Origin of the sequence: Streptomyces sp. NPDC088817, from assembly GCF_044750345.1 — a bacterium.
Lineage (GTDB): Bacteria > Actinomycetota > Actinomycetes > Streptomycetales > Streptomycetaceae > Streptomyces.
The window spans coordinates 178,274-196,971 of sequence record NZ_JBIVJN010000014.1 but is presented as its reverse complement, the minus strand read 5'-3'; the positions used below and the strand labels follow the sequence as shown (position 1 = coordinate 196,971).

Genomic DNA, 18,698 nt, shown 5'->3' with positions numbered 1-18,698 from the left:
TCCGTTCCCGGTCAGGGGAACTGGACCACCTTGGACGGCACCGTGCTCGTACCCGAGGTGGGCGCGCCCGTGTTGTTGACGACGTGGGCGTACTGGCCCTGGCCGCCGAGGGAGATCACCAGGATGTCGTGCAGCTTGACGCCGGACTTGACCGGCACCTGGAAGCCGTGCGCCTGGACGATCGACGGGTCGGACGTGAAGTTGCAGTAGCTGCCCAGACCCCAGGCCTCGTGCGTGTTGACCGAGTCGGCGACCTTGTAGGCCGCGTAGCCGACGATGCCGTCGTGGGTGATGGCGGCGGCGTTCGGGACGTCGTAGGCCTTCTCGTTCTGGAAGAAGATCGTCCGGCCGCGTTCTCCGTTCCAGTACACGTCGTACTTGTTGTAGTGCTCGACGAACAGGCCCGTCGCGAGGACGTCGTTGCCGTTGACCCACAGGCCGTAGTCGGCCCGGTTGGTGTTCCAGCCGACGCCGCTGCCGTGGTCCGCGCGCCACAGCCAGGTGTGGTCGATGACGACGTTGTTGCTGTTGACCACGATCGAGTTGGTCGCGAGACCGGGGCCCGCGCCGCCGATCCGCACGAACACGTCCTGCACGGTGGTCGGGTTGGCGGAGTGGTCGGCGGAGGAGCCGGGCTGGCCGACCCGCAGGAGGGTGTCCGAGTTGGCGGTGCCCGCGTCGATCAGGAACCCGGCGAGCCGGACACCGTCGACATCGGCGACGTGCATCGCGTCGACGCCGTTGTCGGGCACGAGGGTGGCGAGACCCAGCCCCAGCACGACGGTGTTGGCGCGGGTCACGTCGATGGTCCGGTCAAGGTGGTAGACACCGGGCGTGAACAGCAGGTTGAGGCCCTGGGACAGTGCCTGGTTGATGGTGGCGGCGGTCGCGCCCGGCTTGACCACGTAGAACTGGTCGAGCGGCAGGGAGCTGCCCGCGTTGGCCGGCCAGGACACACCGCGGACGTTGGTGCGCTTGGCGGGCACGAAGACCTTGTAGGTGTTGCCGTCGAGGTACAGGAACGGCTTCTCGCGCGAGATCGGCGTGTTGTCGAGCGTGGTGTACGAGCCGGTGGCGAAGTCGGTCCCCGGCGCGCCCTGCACTCCGGTGAACGTCATGTTCCACACGCCGTTGGTCCAGCCGCCCACCGAGCTGTCGCGGGTGTACCACTGCTGCTGCGAGTACGGGCCGACGGTGCCGTCGATCTTCGAGTCGGCGATGTACCCGCCGGAGGCCCAGCCGTACCCGTTCGGGGCGAGGTTGAGGCCGCCCTGGACGTGGATGCGGCGGAACGGCGCCGCCTGCGCGACGGCCCACCGGTCGTCGCCGTGCGACGGCCTGATGGCGAGGTTCTCCGCTGAACGCCAGAAGTTCTGGGTGGCGTTGCCGTTGAACCAGCCCGCGTCGACGGTGACGTCACCGTTGATCTGGGTGTCGTCGGGGTTCAGACCCAGCCCGGAGATCGAGGTGTAGAAGCCGATCTGGGCGTTGATCCCGTTGTAGGTGCCCGGCTTGAGCAGGAACTGGTAGCGGCCGCTGCCGAACTGGTTGGACTCCTGCTGGGCGAAGACCTGGTCGAACTTCTGCTGGAGGTTGGGGGTGGAGGGGTCGACGACGATGACGTTCGGCCCCAGGTCGCCGCCGCCCTGGACGGGCGGGACGCCGCCGCCGGACGAATCGGTGTGGACGGCGACCTCCCAGAGGGAGTAGCCGTAGCCGGTCGAGCGGACCGTTCCGTAAATGCGCAGGTAACGGCCCGAGCCGCTGACGTCGTAGGAGGCGGTGCCGCCGGTCGCGCCGGTGACGCTCTTCAGTGTGGTCCAGGTCTGGCCGTTGGCCGAGGCCTGGATCTGGAACTCCTTGGCGTAGGCGGTCTCCCAGGTCAGGTCCACCTTGCACAGGTTCTGGACCGATCCGAGGTCGACCTGCACCCACTGCGGGTCCGAGAAGGCGCTGGACCAGCGGGTGTTCGGGTCGCCGTCGAAGGCGGCGGAGGCCGGGGTGCCCGCGTTCTCGGTGGAGGAGGCTGTCGCGGGCTTGCCCAGGGCGGCGTTGCCGGTGCCGCAGGCGGCCGCGAGGCCGGCGCTCCGGTCGGCCGACGGCGCGGCGGCCTTGCCCTGAGGCAGCGGGGTGCCTGCCGCGGCGGCGGCCGGCAGGTCGGTGGCGGGAAGGGCGACGAGCGCTGCCACTGCGGCGAGCGCGACACCCAGGGATCTGAGTCTCATACGGGTCCCTGCGGATGCGATGGGCGAGTGTTCGCGAGGAGGGCGGGGCTGTGTCACAGCACGCGTAAGCCCAACTACACCCCTACGCGGCTTAGTTCACATCTTGATTTAACTGATGAGGCAGACGGGTCGGCAAGCCCTCGGACGCGGGAATCTTTTCAAGCGTTGACGGGAACGGTGCCCGCCGCAGGTGGGGTGGTGTTCAGGAAGTGAGGACGGCCGGGACGGCGCTGATCCTTCTGCGGCATGCCTTGACACCCGCGCGTCAAGCACTCAACACTCCCAGGGCAGGAGAGCGCTTGCCGCCGCCGACGACGTTCGTGACATTCCGTCAGGCCGGTGCCCGCTCGCCCTTCTTCACCCCCCACCTCTCACCCCCTGAGTTCAGGAGGTCTCCATGCCACGGAGATCGAAAGCCCTGTCAGGAATGCTGATCGCCGGAGCGCTGCTGATGACGTCGCTCGGTGTGGCCGGCGTCGCCACCAGTGCCGGGCCGCCCGCGCCCGGCAGCGAGGCGGCGACGTCGTTCGCGGCCGGCCACTCCGGGCACGCCATGGCCGCGTCGACCGCCTTCTCGGCCGAGGACGCGAACGGCGACGGCTACATCCCGGCGAACCCGCCGGTCACCGGCGTCACCCCGTCCACCGCGAACCCGCCCCACCGCTACTTCCACGAGTTCCAGGCCAACTGCTCGGTCACCCGCACCAAGCCCGACGACCCCATCGTCTACCCGCAGCAGCCGGGCAAGTCGCACGACCACACCTTCATGGGCAACACCACGACCGACGCGTACAGCACCGCCGCGTCACTGGACGCGGGCGGAACCGCCTGCAAGGCGCCCGGCGACCGGTCGGGCTACTGGGTGCCGACCGTCTACAACGGCGACAAGGCGGTGCTGCCGGTCGGCCCGCAGACGATCTACTACAAGGCGGGCGTCACCGACTACACCAGCGTGCGGCCCTTCCCCAAGGGGCTGCGCTTCGTGGTGGGCAACCCGTTGCAGAGCGCCCAGGAGTTCCGCAACAGCCCCGGTTTCGTCGAGGGTTGGGAGTGCGGCGACAGCTACTTCAACGTCGACTTCCCGGCGAGCTGTCCCAACAGGCCCGACGTACAGCTCAACATCCGCTTCCAGGCACCCAGTTGCTGGGACGGCAAGTACCTCGACACCCCTGACCACCGCAGCCACATGGCCTACCCGGTGGTCAAGCCCGGCACCAACGACAACATGTGCCCGGCCGACCACCCGGTCGCGCTGCCGATGATCGAGTTCAAGATGGCGTTCCCGGTCAACGGCGACATGTCCCGGGTGAGGCTGTCCAGTGGGGCCGCCTGGTCCTACCACTACGACTTCTTCAACGCCTGGGACGCGCCCACCCTGTCGGCCATGGTCGGCCACTGCATCGTCGGCGGCCTCCAGTGCGACGCACGCGGCTACGACGAGACGCACCCCGAGGCGGGAGCCGCGCTCAACGGGGACTACCGGCTTCCCTGAACCGCACTCCTAACGGCGCCACCCCGAAGCAGGGTGGCCCGGCCGGACCACCCCACACGGCCGGGCCACCCGACCTCCCCCCACCTCCCGCGCATCGGAGACCTCGCATGCCACGAAGTCGCATCCGCCGTCTGACCGCACCGCTCACCGCGGGCCTCCTCACCCTCGGCGCGCTCACCGCCCTGCCCACCACACAGGCCCACGCGGCCGGCAGCGTCGTCAAGGTGACCGGCACCAAGGGCAACTGGCAGCTCACCGTGGACGGGAAGCCGTACCAGATCAAGGGCCTGACCTGGGGCCCGTCCGCATCCTCCGCCGACACCTACATGCCGGACCTGAAGTCCATGGGTGTCAACACCATCCGCACCTGGGGCACGGACGCGAGCAGCAAGCCGCTGTTCGACTCCGCGGCCGCGCGCGGCATCAAGGTCGTCGCCGGATTCTGGCTCCAGCCCGGCGGAGGTCCGGGCAGCGGCGGCTGCGTCGACTACGTCACCGACACCACGTACAAGAACAACATGCTCAACGAGTTCGCCAACTGGGTGCAGACCTACAAGGACAACGCGGGCGTGCTCATGTGGGACGTGGGCAACGAGTCGGTCCTCGGCCTCCAGAACTGCTACGGCGGCGACCAGTTGGAGCGCGAGCGCAACGCCTACACGAGCTTCGTCAACGACGTCGCCCGCAGGATCCACGGCATCGACCCCAACCACCCGGTCACCTCCACCGACGCATGGGTCGGCGCCTGGCCCTACTTCAAGCGCAACGCGCCCGACCTCGACCTGTACGCGGTCAACTCCTACAACGGCGTCTGCGACATCAGGTCCGCCTGGCAGCAGGGCGGCTACGACAAGCCGTACATCGTGACCGAGTCGGGCCCGGCCGGCGAGTGGGAGGTGCCGAACGACGCCAACGGGGTCCCGGCGGAGCCCAACGACCAGGCCAAGGCCGCGGGCTACACCAAGGCGTGGAACTGCGTCACCGGCCACAGCGGGGTCGCGCTCGGCGCCACGCTGTTCCACTACGGCACGGAGTACGACTTCGGCGGCATCTGGTTCAACCTGCTGCCCGCCGGACAGAAACGGCTCTCCTACTACGCCGTGAAGAAGGCCTACGGCGGCGACACCTCCCACGACAACACGCCGCCGGTGCTGTCCGACATCGGCGTCCAGGGCGACCCGGGCGCGGTGCAGGCGGGACGGGACGTGACGCTCGACGTCCAGGCCACCGACCCCGACGGCGACGCGGTCACCTACGAGGTCCTGGACAACAGCATGTACCTCGACGGCAGCAGCCAGCTCAACTCACTGCGCTTCACCAACCAGGGCGCGGGCCGGCTGAAGTTCACGGCGCCCGACCGTCCCGGCGTCTGGAAGGTCTACGTCAAGGCGACCGACGGCCATGGGAACGTCGGCGTCCAGTCGCGGTCGATCAGGGTGATCCCGCCGGTGATCGACGGCACGAACGTCGCCCTGCGCAAGACGGCCACCGCGTCCTCGTTCCAGCCGTCCGGCGGGGACTGCCCCTGCACGGCCGCCAACGCCGTCGACGGCCGCACGGACACCCGCTGGGCCAGCGACTGGAGCGACCCCCAGTGGATCCAGGTCGACCTGGGCGCCCCCACCACCTTCCGGCACGTCCAACTGGTCTGGGAGACCGCCTACGCCAAGGCGTACGCCATCCAGACGTCCAACGACGGCCAGAACTGGCAGACCCTGCGCCAGATCACCGACGGCAAGGGCGGAGTCAACGACTTCGACCTCACCGGCACGGCCCGCTACGTACGCATCAACTGCACACAACGCGGCACGGCCTGGGGCTACTCGCTGTACGAACTCGGCGTCTACGCCTGACGCGGGGAGCGGTTGCACCGACGGCGCCCGGGAAGACCGAGGACTTCTACGGGGACCCGGGGGCCTTCGGTAAACGTGCCGATGCTCACGTCCGCTTGTTGACCTTGCTCAACTGATGCCCGTTTGAATCCAGTTGACGCTCTCTTTGCCTCCAGGGCTTAGTTACGTAAGACAACTATGAGAGCGCTGTGGGGGATGTAGTGAGGGTGTGGACGCGGTTGCGGGGTGAGGGCAGAGCCCTCGGGGCATTGCTGACTGTTGTGTTGGCTGTGGGAGCCCTTCCGGCGTTGGGGAGTGATGAGGCCGCGGCGGCTGTGCCGACAACGCCGCGGAGCGCGGGGGCCGGCACTTCCCATGGTGCTGTGCCGGAGTCGGACGCGCTGGCGGAGGCCAGGCGTACGGGGAAGCCGGTGGAGGTCTCCGCCCGACGTGGGAAGAGCCGTGAGGTGTTCGCCACGCCGGAGGGCCATCTGGAGGCGCGGGAGTATCTGCGCCCGGTGTGGGCCCGTGGCCGGGGTGGCTGGAAGCGGGTGGACACCGGTCTGGTGGGCACCGTTGGGGGCATGGTCGCGCCCAGGGTCGCGACGGTGGACGTGGAGTTCTCCGGGGGCGGCGGATCGGCGCCGCTGGTGCGGATGCGGCGGGCGGGGCGTGAGCTGAGCCTGACGTGGCCGACCGCGCTGCCGAAACCACGTCTGGAAGGGGCCGTGGCGACGTATCCGTCGGTGCTGCCGGATGTGGATCTGCGGATGACGGCGCAGGAGGACGGCTTCACCCAGTTGCTCGTGGTGAAGTCGGCGAAGGCCGCGGCGAGCAAGGAACTGGCCGAGCTGCGCCTGAGGATCTCGGCGTCGGGCCTGGATGTGCGGAAGACCGGCGAGGGCGGTCTGGAGGCCGTCGACAAGGGCGCGTCAGGCGCGGTGTTCGAGGCGCCGAAGCCGATGATGTGGGACTCCGGCCCCCGTGAGCAGGAGGCCGTTCCCGCGCAGGCGCGCGCCGCCACCCTCGGCGCGCAGGCCACGGCTCCCGAGGGAGCGAGTGGTGAGCCGGGCGCGGGGGAGCCGGGCAAGCTCGCGCCGGTGGGCGTGGAGGTGACGGCCCGGCAGGACGAGCTGGTGCTGACCCCGGACGCGGACATGCTGAAGGGCGCGGGCACGACCTACCCCGTGTACATCGATCCGCAGTGGTCCACGCCGAGGGCGTCGGCGTGGACGATGGTGTCGAAGTACTGGGCGTCGACGCCTCAGTGGAAGTTCAACGGCGCATCGGAGGCCGGCCTGGGCTACTGCGACTGGGACTATTGCACCCCGAACGACACCAAGCGTCTCTTCTACCGGATTCCGACCTCTGAGTTCGCGGGGAAGTCGATCCTGTCGGCGGAGTTCGTGGTCCGCAACACGCGGTCGGCGTCGTGTGACGCGCGCAGCGTGGAGCTGTGGCGGACCGAGGACATCTCCTCCTCGACCACGTGGAACAGCCAGAACGCCTCCGGTTTCTGGGTCGAGCAGTTGGCGTCGAAGCCCTTCGCCTACGGCAACACGGGCTGTGCGGCCAAGGACGCCGAGTTCGATGTGCAGTCGGCGGTGCAGTCGGCCGCGGACAGCGAGAGCGCCACGATGACCTTCGGGCTCCGGGCGGCCAGTGAGACCGACGGCTACGGCTGGAAGAGGTTCTCGGACACCGCGTATCTGCGGGTGCGGTACAACCAGCCGCCGCCCCAGGTGAACATGTCGCAGCTGACGATGGAGTACGGCGGCACCTGCGAGGGGCCGGCCGACGCGCCGCACGTGCGTTCGCTGGGCACTGTCTACGCGAACAACATCACGGACCCGGACGGGGACAACGTCGCGGTGCAGTTCGAGGCGGAATGGGACACCGGGGACGGCCAGGGCCTGATCGCCCGCTGGGATTCGGGGCTGACGACGTACAAGAGCTCCGGATCGAGCTTCTCGATCCGCCTGCCGTCCAGTGTGCCGCAGAACAAGCAGGTCAGCTGGCACGTGCGCAGCTACGACGGGGTCCAGTACTCGCCGTGGTCGTACGAGGGCGATTCGACGTCCTGCTACTTCACCTACGACCCCGGCGTTTCTGAGGCACCGTCGACGCCTTCGGACCAGTACCCGGACCCGGACCCGGAGAAGCCGGACCACCCCGGGGACGACCAGCAGCGCCCGCAGGTCAAGGCCCGGTGGATGTTCGAGGAGACCACCGGGGCCGGCCCCGTGACCACCCCGAACGCCGTGTCCGGAGGCAGCGCGCTCACGCTGCACGGCGGCGCGAGGAAGTCGGACTCCGCCTTCATCGACTTCGGCAGCCTGGAACTGGACGGCGTCGGCGGCTACGCGGCCACGACGTCCGTGCCGGTCGACACCAGTGGCAGCTACACCGTCACCGCCTGGGCGCAGGCGGCGGCGGCGCCGACCAGCAGTGTCGCGGTGGTCAGCGCCGAGGGCTCGCCCCAGAGCGCCTTCACCGTCCGCTTCGTACCGGACACCGCGAACGGGGAGGGCTTCGGCCACTGGGAGCTGGCGGTGCCGGACAAGGACGACACCGGCGCGACGGTCGTGCGCGTGAAGAACAGCGAGTTCTATGACGTGCGGGACTGGAACCATCTGGCCGTGGTCTACGACGGTTTCGCCAGGCAGGCCCGCCTGTACGTCAACGGAACGCTCCAGGAGGTCTCCTGCGACGACGCCGAGGACTGCGTAGGACGGCGCTCCTGGGCCGAGAACACGCTCGCCTTCAAGGCGACCGAGTCCTTCCAGGTCGGCCGGGCCAAGACCGACGGTGCCTGGGGCGAGTACTTCCCCGGCCTGATCGACGACGTCTGGGCCTTCCAGGGCGCGCTGAGCGACGAACAGGTCCAAAAGCTCGCCGTCAGCTGGTTCGGCCTGCCGACCGAGGTGCCCGGCCTCGGCTGACCTCTGACGGTGCTGAAGAGGTGAGGGCCTTCTGGGTTCGGTGTGGATCGCGAGATCTGTCGCCGACCGCCAGGAGGCCCGCACCGGCCTCGCCGAAAACGCTGACCGCGTGCGACCTATAGTGGGCCGCATGAGCCGTTGGAGGGACTTGACCGGGGAGACGGCCGGTGAGGGCTACGCCGCGCGGTTCGCGGCGCTGGCCCGCAGCGGCAAGGACGTGCACGGTGAGGCGGCGTTCTGTGCCGCTCTTGTGCCGGTCGGGGCGCGGGTGCTGGATGCCGGGTGCGGCACCGGGCGGGTCATGATCCGGCTCGCGGAGCTCGGGTACGACTGCGTCGGGGTGGACCTCGACGCGTCGATGCTGGCGGTGGCCCGCAAGCAGGCACCCGAGCTGCCCTGGTTCCAGGCCGACCTCGCCGCGTTCGAGCCCGACCGGCTCGGCGTCGCGGCGGACTTCGACCTCGTGGTCGCCGCGGGCAACATCTTCCCGTTGCTCGCGGCCGGCACCGAGGCCGTGGTCGTCGAGCGTCTGGCCGCCGCGCTGCGTCCGGGCGGCCTGCTGGTCGCCGGGTTCGGCCTGGACGAGGCCCACCTGCCCGTGCCGCCCGGCATCACGCTCGCCGAGTACGACGACTGCTGCGCCGCGGCCGGCCTCACCCTCGTCGACCGCTTCGCCACCTGGGACGCCGCCCCCTACGACGGCGGCGGCTACGCCGTCAGCGTCCACCGCCGGTGACGAACGCTCCCTAGGGCCTGTTGCGAAAGTCCCGCCTGCCCCGCGACGTCATGCACGCTCCCCCAAGCTCTTCGAGCAGGGGGCGCCCCGACTCGCCGCGCCGGGCCCTGACCCAAGTACATCCAGTACGTGGGCCAGGGCCCGGCGCGCCGAGAGCACGCACCTGACGCCGCGAGGCCCGCCCTCCGGGCGGACGACGGGACTTTCGCAACAGGCCCTAGCTAGTGCTGCGACCGGAAAGGTTCACCGGCTCGCGACGCCCGGCACGGCACCTCGCCGCGTTGTCGCATCACCCGAGTACATCCACTACACGGGCGATGCTCCGCCTTGCGATCTTCCCCCACTGCCTGGACGGCGTGGGAGGTACCCCTAGCACCGGACGCCGCGAGCTTTCCGGCAAACCTTTCCGGTCACAGCGCTAGCCCGGCCCCGACGGCGGGCGTGTCCCCCGGCCGACCGCCACGCCGTGCGGGGAGGCTGCACAGATGCACGCCGTACTGCACGCACTGTCGATCACCGGGTCCATGACCTGGGAGATCACCTGGGCCCTGATCCTGGGCTTCGCCCTCTCCGCGGTCGTCCAGGCCGTGGTCCGCAAGTCCACAGTCGTCGCACTGCTCGGCGACGACCGGCCCCGCACCCTCGCCGTCGCCGCCGGGCTGGGCGTGGCGTCCTCGTCCTGCTCCTACGCCGCCGTGGCCCTGGCCCGCTCCCTGTTCCGCAAGGGCGCCGACTTCACCGCGGCGATGGCCTTCGAGATCGCCTCCACCAACCTCGTCGTCGAGCTCGGCGTCATCCTCGCGCTGCTGATGGGCTGGCAGTTCACCGTGGCCGAGTTCGTCGGCGGCCCCGTCATGATCGTCCTGCTGGCCGTCCTCTTCCGGCTGTTCCTGCGCGAGTGGCTGCTCGGCCAGGCCCGTGAACAGGCGGAACGGGGCCTGGCCGGGTCGATGGAGGGCCACGCGGCGACGGACATGGCCGTGCGGCGCGAGGGGTCCTTCACCCGGCGCCTGGTCTCCCGCGAGGGCCTCACCGCCGTCAGCCACGTCTTCGTCATGGAGTGGGCGGCGATCCTGCGCGACCTGGTCGTCGGCCTGCTCATTGCCGGCGCCGTCGCCGCCTGGGTCCCGGACTCCTTCTGGCGCGCCTTCTTCTTCCACGGCCACCCGCTCGCCGCCAGACTGTGGGGCCCCGTCATCGGCCCCCTCGTGGCGATCGCCTCGTTCGTGTGCTCGATCGGCAACGTGCCGCTGGCGGTGGTGCTGTGGAAGGGAGGCATCAGCTTCGGCGGCGTGGTGGCGTTCATCTTCGCCGACCTGGTGATCCTGCCGATCCTCAGTATCTACCGGAAGTACTACGGCGCCCGGATGGCGGTCTTCCTGCTGGGCACCTTCTACCTCGCGATGGCCGTCGCCGGCCATGTCGTGGAATTCGTCTTCGGCGGACTCGGCCTGATCCCCGACCAGGCCGACGCGAGGCTCCCCGCGGAAGGCGTCGGCTGGAACTACACCACCTGGCTCAACATCGCCTTCCTCCTCCTCGCCGCGCTGCTCCTGCTCCGGTTCTGGCGGACCGGCGGGCCGGACATGCTCCGCACGATGGGCGGCTCACCGGACCCCGGCCACGACCGGACGGGCCCGTCCGTGCCATGACGGCGCGGACGGGCCCGGTGCGGTGGGCGGCGCGGGCGGTTTACGCCACGCCGCTCTCCCACCACCAGGAGCCGGAGCCGTACGACGGGTACTGGACGCGGCTGTCACAGTGCTGCCACGAGTTCGTGTACGCCTCCAGACCGGAGAAGCCGCAGGTCTCGGCGATCCGGTAGGTCTGCAGGGTGCTGTGCCCCGAGACCACGATGTCGGCGGCGACGCCGTACACGTGCATGCTGTTGGACGCGCCGCCCGAGGCGGCGTTGTGCGCGATGCTGCGGAAGCCCGAGTTGATCGTGATCGGGCTGTTGCCGGCCTTCTTGCGCACCGCCTCCAGCTTGTACATCAGCCGGCGGACGTTCTCCTTGACCGTCGCCGCGGCGACCTTGCCGTTGTTGAAGCCGGCGCCGTCCTTGGAGTAGAACTCGCTGAAATCGAAGTGGGCGGTCGATCCGTCGCCCGCCTCGAGGCTGTTGAGGGCGCTCTGGGTCTGCGGGCCGACGACGCCGTCCGCGCCCAGGCCGTAGGCGGACTGGAAGCGCTGGACGGCGGCGGCCGTGGCCGGGCCGAAGGAGCCGTCCCAGGCGACGTACGTCTGGGAGGCGCTGTTCGCGGCCCAGCCGCCGACGCGGATCTGGAGCTCCACCACGTCGGAGCCGGAGGCGCCCTGCTGGAGGGTGCGGCTCCAGCCGTAGGCCGAGGCCGTGCCCGCCGTGGCGACGCCGGTGACCGCGGCCACGCCGAGCGCGGCCGTCACGCCCGCCGCGCCACGGAACAGGGTGCGGCGGTCGATGGTTCGCTGCGGGTGTCGTGCCGGGTTCATGGAAGTCTCCTCCTCAGGTGACTACGGGTGACTGCTGGTGACGACGCCCGAGGGTCAGGCGACCAGGGCCTGCCAGGTGTTGGAGCCGACGATGCCGTCCACGGCGAGGCCGTGCGAGGACTGGAACGAGCGCACCGCCGTGTCGGTCGCGGGCCCGAACGAGCCGTCGACCGTCAACGAGGCACCGTGGGCCTTGAGCTGGCTCTGCACCGCCTGGACCGCGGCTCCCGAGGAGCCCTGCTGCACGGTGACGATGAGGGCCTGCCAGGTGGCGGGTCCGACCACGCCGTCCACGGCGAGGCCGTGCGAGGACTGGAACGAGCGCACCGCGGAGTCGGTCCCGGCCCCGAACGAGCCGTCCACCGCCAGCGCGGAACCGTGCGCGTTGAGCAGGTACTGCACGGACTTGACCCGCTCACCGGAGGCGCCCTGCTTCACCGTCGGCCAACCGGCCGTCGGCGGAGGGTTGTAGCCGCCTCCCTTGGCGAAGGCCTGGAGGTCGGCCAGGGTGCCGTTGAAGGTGTCCTGGTCGCCGGGGAACGTTCCGGAGTCGGCGTACTGCCAGATCGTCTGGGCCGACCAGCCGGCGGGCAGCGTGCCCGGGCTGGAGGAGTAACGGGCGATCCACAGCGGGTTGGTGGCCCCGAAGCTGCTGTTGTTGCCCGTGCAGGTCGTCCACCAGTCGGTCGTGGTGTAGATCGTCGGGTAGCGCCCGACCTTGGCACGCACCTGGTTGCTGAAGTCGCGGATCCAGGTGACCATCGCGCTCTGGCTCAGCCCGTAACAGGTGGCCCCGTAGGGGTTGTACTCGATGTCCAGGGCGGGCGGCAGCGTCTTGCCGTCGGCGGACCAGCCGCCGCCGTGGCTCACGAACCAGTCCGCCTGCACCGCACCGCTGGAGTTGCCGGGCAGCGCGAAGTGGTAGGCGCCGCGGATCAGTCCGACGTTCGACGAGCCGGTGTACTGCTGGGAGAAGTAGGGGCTCGTGTACGTGGTGCCCTCGGTGGCCTTGACGTAGGCGAAGGCAGCGCCCTTGTTCTTGACGGACGTCCAGTCGACGTTGCCCTGGTAGCCGCTGACGTCGAGTCCGGCCGGACCCGTGCTGACGGCGAGCGGGGCGGCGGCCGCCAGGGATCCCGTGCCCAGGCGCTGGAGCCCGGATCCGGCGTGGTCCTGCTCCGGGTGCGTCATCCGCACCGGGGTCCCGGAGGCGGTCCCCGCGGTGCCGGCGGCGGTCGCCGAGGCGGTGCCCGGCAGGACCAGCAGGGTCAGGGCGGCGGCCAGCAGTCCGGCCGCACGGGCCAACGTCCGGCGCGGGCCGGAGGGGAGGGTGCCGGGTCTGAACCGCGAGGGAGTGGCTGAAGGCATGGGTGCTCCCAGAGGTGTGGAGGGACACTGCGATGCGCTTGGGCCGGGGTGGCCGTGGTTGCGGCCAACGACGGTCGGGGTGGGGCGTCGGAGCTGTGGGCGGCGGTGGGCGTGCGCCGGTCGCGGTGGGGGGTCAGCAGGGCCGGGCGCGCCGTCAACTCCTCGGCGTGCGGGTTGGGTTGACGCGCGTAAACGTAAGGGATGTGTTGACATGCTCGCAACATCTTCGTGGTTGCGAAAAATTGAATCAGGTGCGGCGGATCTTGAGCGGCGCGCGCGGAAACCGGGCAGGAAGTGCCGTACGGCAGCCGGTTGGCGGTGAATTGTTCACCTGCGGCTCGACCGGACGTCACCGGGACGATCCGGTGCATTGGGCGGTCGGCCACACGCTGACCGTCGACATTCCCCATACCGCAAGGAGCAGGTGTGATGCGCTTCGGATCTCCGTCCCGCCGGGCCTCGGCCCTCGGAGTGGCCCTCGCCGTCACCGGGGCGGGCGTCGCCGCACTGGCGCCGGCCGCCGCGGCCGCGCCCGGTGCTCCGGGCACCCGTCCGTCGTTCTGCGGCCACGACAACCGGAGCACGCCGTTCTCCCGGTACCTCTGCGCCCAGGCCGGTGACCTGCTCGACGTCCGCATCGGCGACGTGCACCCGACCCAGCCGTCGCTCGGCTACGACGAGGTGTACTACAAGCTCGGCCGCTACACCCTCGGCAAGGACGCGGTCAACAAGAAGTTCGACGACTGGTGCGAGGCCGACGGCCGGTCGGCCGCGGCAACCGTCGCCGCCGGAGCGCGACTTGACGACCCGTCGTCGTTCACGTGCGAACTCCCCGTCGGGGCGGAGACGGCGGACAGCGTCGCCGCCATGAAGACCGTCGTCATCGGCCCCGGCGGCGAACCGTTCCTCACCGACGGGCACCACACCCTCACCTCCTTCTACGAGACCCCCGACGGCGGACCCGACCTGCACGTCCGGCTGCGGGTGCAGGCCAACCTGAGCGACCTGCCCCGCCAGGCCTTCTGGGACGAGATGACGGCGCACAAATGGGTGTACCTGCGTGACCCCGAGGGCAAGCAGGTCACGGTGAACAAGTTGCCCACCGGCGTGGGCCTGGCCCGCTTCACCGACGACAGGTACCGCAGCCTGCTCTACTTCGGCCGTGACATCGGCTACGCGCAGAACGGGCTGCCGTTCCAGGAGTTCTACTGGGGCAGCTGGGTCCGCGACGCCAGGCCGATCGACCTGGCCGGCTGGAACCCGAACGACCTCGACGACTACCTGGCCACTGTCAGGTCCCTGACCGGGGCGATGACGGCGCTGCCCAAGGACGCCGTCGTCGACAGCGGCTTCACCGCCGCCGGACTCGGCGCGCTGGACCGGTGGAACGACGGCAGCGCGGCCACCAAGGGCGAGTTCGGCAAGCTGAGCAAGCCGTACTCCGATGCCAAGCCCGGCAAGCTCGCCTACACGCTGGAGTACAAGCGGCTGCACGGCCTGGGCTGACACGCCCCGCCGATCGGGGGCGGCCCCGCGCGGACCGCCCCCGAACGCGTGCGTCACCGGCCCTTCCGCTCCAGGAAGACCGGGTTGGTCATCGCGGCCATGGGCCCGAACAGCAGTGCGTCGCCCATGGTGTTGCCCTGGCCGGGGGAGCCGTCGGCCATTGGGTGGCGGACCTCGGCGCGCACATAGGCGGCGAGTGACGCGGTGGTCCGCCAGACGACGGTGCCGGTGCCGGAGGCGCCGACGGACTCCTGGTGCATCTGCCCCTCGTCGGTGATGAACCGGACGGTGCCGCGGGGCACACCCCGGACGTCGAGACGGATGTCCACCGGGGCCTCGGCGGGCACGGTGAGCCTCTCGCCGATCCCGGCCTGCCTGCCGCCCCCGGTGGCGGTGAACGTGAGCTCGACCGCGGAGGACTCGGCGATCCAGTTGCGGCCCGCGCGGATGCCCTTCATCAGCGAGTCGGTGGCGAGGTCGTCCGCGTGGACGACGTTGTGGGGCAGGCCGATGACCTGCGGCTCGCTGTGCGCGTCGCTGTTGCCCATGGCCGGGAGCCAGCGCTTTCCGGTCCGGACGGCCTCGCCCAGTTTCTGGTCCCAGGTGCTGACCGCGTGCTCGTCGTCGTAGGTCCACGGGCCGGTCCACACCTCCGTGGCGTCGGCGTTGTCGAAACCGAACTTCCACTGGCAGGCCACGTACGCGCAGTACATGTGCGCGGGCACCACGAGGCCGTCGTTGCGGTGGACCTGGCGCGCGAACCGGTCGAACGCGTCGTCGCGCGAGCGGTAGCGCCAGTCGATCCACTCACCGGGCGGGAGGCCCAGGGCGAGCCAGTGGCCGTTGCGTGTGGTGACCTCCTCACCCGGGATGATCAGCAGGTCGGGACCGGCGTGCTCGCCCCAGACCGCGTGCGCGGAGGACGTGTTGTGGTCGGTGGACACGATGAAGTCCAGGCCCGCCGCCCGCGCGCCGGCGGCGACCTCCGCGGGCAGCCGCTTCCCGTCGGAGTGGACGGTGTGCAGGTGGCAGTCGCCGCGGTACCAGTCGTGGCCGCGGCCCTTCGCCCGCCGCGGAGGGTGGTGCGGTACGAAGGCGGGGCCGCGCTCGCCGTAGGTGATCGTCACCTCCACCCGGTAGTTCATGCCCTGGGGCGCCACCTGGTAGGGGCCGAGGACGACGTTCCAGGTGCCCGGGTTCACCGGACCGGGCAGATAGCCCGGCGTGGCCTCGCCGGCGCCGATCTCGAACGAGGTGCGGAAACCGCCCGACCAGCCGCGGAAGCCACGCCCGCCCAGCACGGTCCCGCGCTCGTCGAACACCCCGATGTCGCACGAGTTGCCCGGGACGCCCGACGGCACGGACGGCCTGTCGTAGGAGTAGGAGACGGCGATCTTCCGCACCCCTCGGGGGACTTCCACCGGGAGGTACACGAAGTCCGCGACGCCGGTCTCCAGGAAACCGGTGATCGTGCGGGTCACCTCGGTGCCGTCCGCCGGCGTTTCGCCGGCCGGACCGCCGGCCGCCTGCGCGAAGGAGACCGGGGTGAGCGTGAGGGCGGCCGCGCCGGCACCCGCGAGGAGCAGTCGGCGGCGTCCGATTCCGGCACCGGCGCCGTCGGCGTCCGCGGTGCCGGGTTCCAGGGGCTTCACGTTGTGCTCGCAGTGTCCGTCAAGGCACATGTTCCGTCCTCGGCAAGGTCGGTGATGGATGCACGGAAAGCCTCTGGAGCCTCATGGGGCTCAGTGAACGACGGATGAGCCGGGCATGGACCGCTCGGCAAGAGCCCGTGGCCGGTGTGCGTGAAGCGCGGTGGAGGTCCCTGCCGCACTCCTCGCCCGATCCGCGTACGCGTGTGCCGGTACGCCGACGAGGGCCCCGGCCTCGGCGGTCGGGACCCTCGTCAGGTGTTCGCGGCTCGGCTCAGAGGTGGTTGCCCGGGGTCACCGTGAACGACGCGGTACCGGCGGGCAGGTTCACCGTGTACTGGCGCAGGTAGGTGTCCAGGAACGGTGAACGCGCACCGGCGGTGGCGGTGTCACGGGCCGGGTCGTCCAGGGCCAGCCTGAGCTGCGCACCCTTGACCTCGATCGTCTGGCCGGACGGCGTGGCACGCCACGAGCCGGTCTGGATGGAGCCGATCTCCACGGCCAGGACGTGATCCGCGGCGAGGGTCCAGTCGGTCGCCTTCAGATCGACGGTCATCCGGCCCGAACGCAGCACGGAGACCTGCTCGTCGAACATGACGGCCTTGCCGTTCGGGGCGACGTCGTACAGCTTGAGCATGACGTTGCCCTCGCCCTTGGCGGTCAGGGAGAGCTGCGGAGTGCCGGTGAGGCGCACCGACTGGCCGACCGGCTTCGACCACACGAAGAAGCTCGACGTGACCTTGCCGTCCTTCTGCTGCTTCGCAAGGCCCCGGGCCAGGCCCTGAGGGGCGGCCTGCTCGGTCGCGGGCGCGTTCTCCATGTCCCACTGGCCGTTGGACGGCTTGTCGAGCGTCTGCTGCGCCGGCTCGCCGGACGCGGCCAGGGCCGCGCGGCCGGAGGCGCCGCCGTCGTCCAGGTACGAGCCGTTGCCGAGCGGGAGCGTGACGGACCGCTTCACGACCGGCCAGGTGTTCTGGGCGCGCCAGGCACCCGTGGAGTCCTCCACGACGTAGGCCGGGTACTTCACCTTCGGCTTGATGCCCTTGAGGTACTCGTCGTAGTAGGAGAGGGTCTCGTCGTACCAGCCCTCGCGGCCCATGGACAGGCGCCCGTCGCTGGTGCGGTCGCCGCCGCGTACGTGCTCCCACTGGCCGAGCCAACCGCGCTCCGGCCCCACGTGGTTGTCGAGGTACTCCTGCATCTCCTCGGGCTTGGTGTTGTTCTCGATGAAGCCCTGGGTGACGAACAGCGGGGTCTTGGTGCCCTTGGCCATCTTCGCCAGGTCACGGTCGGTCCAGTGCTTGTCCCACTGGTCGGAGATCTTGTACCCGGCCGAGTTCTGGGTGAGGCACTCCGGGTGGGTCTTCTCCCACTGGGCGTTGGCCAGGTAGTGCGGGTCGTCGTCCGCCATCTGGGCCAGCGTGGCGATGGAGTTGTAGGCATTGGCGGTGCCGGTGACGTTCGGGCGGGGCACTCCGTTGGAGTAGATGTACTGGTACATGTCCCACACCGGCTCCTGGGCGACGACGGCCTTGAGGGCCTTCTGGCTCAGGTTGTTGCCGATCAGGCCCGTGACGGCGTCGTACGACTTCCCGTACATGCCGACCGCGCCCGTGCTCCACGGCTGCTTCGACGCCCAGTCGATCGCCGCCTTGACGTCGGCCTGCTCGCCGGGACCGCCCCAGTCCAGGCAGCCGGTGGAGCCGCCGAAGCCGCGCAGGTCCACCATGACGAAGGCGTACCCCTGGGCGAACAGGTCGGTGCCCTCTATGAAGTCCTGGAAGCGGGACGAGGGGCCGGTGTGCTTCCAGCCCTCGGGGTCCGTCTGCCCGGAGTGCCCGAAGTAGGGGCCGACCGACAGGATGACGGGCACCTTCTTCCCCGGGGCCAGTCCCTCGGGCAGCAGGACGTCGGCGTGCAGCTCGGTGTCGGAGCGGTCCGAGGACGGGAAGTAGTGCTGCGTCCAGAGCGAGCCCTTCGGGACGCGGTCGTTCTCCTCATGGGAGACGGGGTCGGTCGCGGTGGCGACCGCCCCCGTCCGGGTCTGCTCCGCGGCCGGCTGGGCCGCGGCGCCGGGCACCGCGGTGGCGGGGCCGGTGAGCGCGGCGCTCAGCGCGAAGGTGGTGACGAGTGCCGAGGCGGACGCGACGGCCGTGCGACGTCTGTTCACTTGCTGCTCCCGGAGTGTCAGGTACGGGGCGGTGCAGGTGGTGCGGTCGAGCACGGCCCCTGACCCGCCGTCAGGGCGGCGAAGGTGCGGGCGCACCCATGCGGAATGCCGGATCGCGGGAGCAGGCCGAGGCCGTCGGCGTCGGACTCTATGATCATCATTGAAACGAGTCAACGGGTCCGTACCTTCTGCGTGTTGCGGATGTGACTCGGACCGGTCCGGCGGCCAGCGCGGCGACGGCGACCCGGAGAGGCGCCGGACGCACGGCGCGACGGCCGGTACCGCGGCCGCCTGCGGCGCCCATGC

The 18,698-nt window shown here is 70.3% G+C and carries 11 protein-coding genes; 6 read left to right on the top strand and 5 right to left on the bottom strand.

Annotated elements, in window-relative coordinates:
- Positions 1-11 precede the first annotated feature (11 nt).
- The gene (locus tag ACIP4X_RS25145; RefSeq protein WP_358736690.1) at positions 12-2,225 is read right to left on the bottom strand and encodes a discoidin domain-containing protein; all 2,214 of its coding nucleotides are present in this window, start codon (positions 2,223-2,225) and stop codon (positions 12-14) included.
- Positions 2,226-2,622: 397 nt separating this feature from the next.
- On the opposite strand from ACIP4X_RS25145, the gene ACIP4X_RS25140 reads away from it, so the two are divergent.
- From ACIP4X_RS25140 to ACIP4X_RS25120, 5 genes are all read left to right on the top strand, one after another.
- Positions 2,623-3,717, top strand: coding sequence for a DUF1996 domain-containing protein (locus ACIP4X_RS25140; protein WP_391458581.1), 1,095 nt, complete (start codon positions 2,623-2,625; stop codon positions 3,715-3,717).
- 107 nt (positions 3,718-3,824) lie between these two features.
- Positions 3,825-5,570, top strand: coding sequence for a discoidin domain-containing protein (locus ACIP4X_RS25135; RefSeq protein ID WP_391458579.1), 1,746 nt, complete (start codon positions 3,825-3,827; stop codon positions 5,568-5,570).
- Positions 5,571-5,932: 362 nt separating this feature from the next.
- Entirely contained in the window at positions 5,933-8,491 is a 2,559-nt protein-coding gene (locus ACIP4X_RS25130) for a LamG-like jellyroll fold domain-containing protein (RefSeq protein WP_358736684.1), read from the top strand.
- Between the two features lie 130 nt (positions 8,492-8,621).
- Positions 8,622-9,227 carry a class I SAM-dependent methyltransferase gene (locus tag ACIP4X_RS25125; RefSeq protein ID WP_358736682.1) on the top strand — a complete coding sequence of 202 codons (606 nt, stop codon included), beginning with the start codon at positions 8,622-8,624 and terminating at the stop codon, positions 9,225-9,227.
- Between the two features lie 485 nt (positions 9,228-9,712).
- Positions 9,713-10,879: a permease gene (locus ACIP4X_RS25120; RefSeq protein ID WP_358731622.1), complete on the top strand. Its 1,167-nt coding sequence runs from the start codon at positions 9,713-9,715 to the stop codon at positions 10,877-10,879.
- 40 nt (positions 10,880-10,919) lie between these two features.
- Here the strand turns inward: ACIP4X_RS25120 and ACIP4X_RS25115 are convergent, their stop codons facing one another.
- Positions 10,920-11,699, bottom strand: a complete 780-nt coding sequence (locus ACIP4X_RS25115; protein ID WP_358731624.1) for a D-Ala-D-Ala carboxypeptidase family metallohydrolase — start codon at positions 11,697-11,699, stop codon at positions 10,920-10,922.
- Positions 11,700-11,753: 54 nt separating this feature from the next.
- Positions 11,754-13,067: a GH25 family lysozyme gene (locus ACIP4X_RS25110; protein ID WP_391458576.1), complete on the bottom strand. Its 1,314-nt coding sequence runs from the start codon at positions 13,065-13,067 to the stop codon at positions 11,754-11,756.
- Between the two features lie 429 nt (positions 13,068-13,496).
- On the opposite strand from ACIP4X_RS25110, the gene ACIP4X_RS25105 reads away from it, so the two are divergent.
- Positions 13,497-14,573 carry a ParB/Srx family N-terminal domain-containing protein gene (locus ACIP4X_RS25105; RefSeq protein WP_358731626.1) on the top strand — a complete coding sequence of 359 codons (1,077 nt, stop codon included), beginning with the start codon at positions 13,497-13,499 and terminating at the stop codon, positions 14,571-14,573.
- Positions 14,574-14,626: 53 nt separating this feature from the next.
- On the opposite strand, the gene ACIP4X_RS25100 is transcribed toward ACIP4X_RS25105, so the two are convergent.
- Positions 14,627-16,255, bottom strand: coding sequence for a CehA/McbA family metallohydrolase (locus ACIP4X_RS25100; RefSeq protein ID WP_358731628.1), 1,629 nt, complete (start codon positions 16,253-16,255; stop codon positions 14,627-14,629).
- A gap of 241 nt (positions 16,256-16,496) precedes the next feature.
- Positions 16,497-18,392: a CocE/NonD family hydrolase gene (locus ACIP4X_RS25095; protein ID WP_358731630.1), complete on the bottom strand. Its 1,896-nt coding sequence runs from the start codon at positions 18,390-18,392 to the stop codon at positions 16,497-16,499.
- Positions 18,393-18,698 lie beyond the last annotated feature (306 nt).

Excerpts from the sequence above, each read along its gene's own strand:
- ACIP4X_RS25145 (WP_358736690.1), bottom strand. The coding sequence starts at position 2,225 with ATGAGACTCAGATCCCTGGGTGTCGCGCTCGCCGCAGTGGCAGCGCTC.
- ACIP4X_RS25140 (WP_391458581.1), top strand. The coding sequence starts at position 2,623 with ATGCCACGGAGATCGAAAGCCCTGTCAGGAATGCTGATCGCCGGAGCG.
- ACIP4X_RS25135 (WP_391458579.1), top strand. The coding sequence starts at position 3,825 with ATGCCACGAAGTCGCATCCGCCGTCTGACCGCACCGCTCACCGCGGGC.
- ACIP4X_RS25125 (WP_358736682.1), top strand. The coding sequence starts at position 8,622 with ATGAGCCGTTGGAGGGACTTGACCGGGGAGACGGCCGGTGAGGGCTAC.
- ACIP4X_RS25120 (WP_358731622.1), top strand. The coding sequence starts at position 9,713 with ATGCACGCCGTACTGCACGCACTGTCGATCACCGGGTCCATGACCTGG.
- ACIP4X_RS25115 (WP_358731624.1), bottom strand. The coding sequence starts at position 11,699 with ATGAACCCGGCACGACACCCGCAGCGAACCATCGACCGCCGCACCCTG.
- ACIP4X_RS25110 (WP_391458576.1), bottom strand. The coding sequence starts at position 13,067 with ATGCCTTCAGCCACTCCCTCGCGGTTCAGACCCGGCACCCTCCCCTCC.
- ACIP4X_RS25105 (WP_358731626.1), top strand. The coding sequence starts at position 13,497 with ATGCGCTTCGGATCTCCGTCCCGCCGGGCCTCGGCCCTCGGAGTGGCC.
- ACIP4X_RS25100 (WP_358731628.1), bottom strand. The coding sequence starts at position 16,255 with ATGTGCCTTGACGGACACTGCGAGCACAACGTGAAGCCCCTGGAACCC.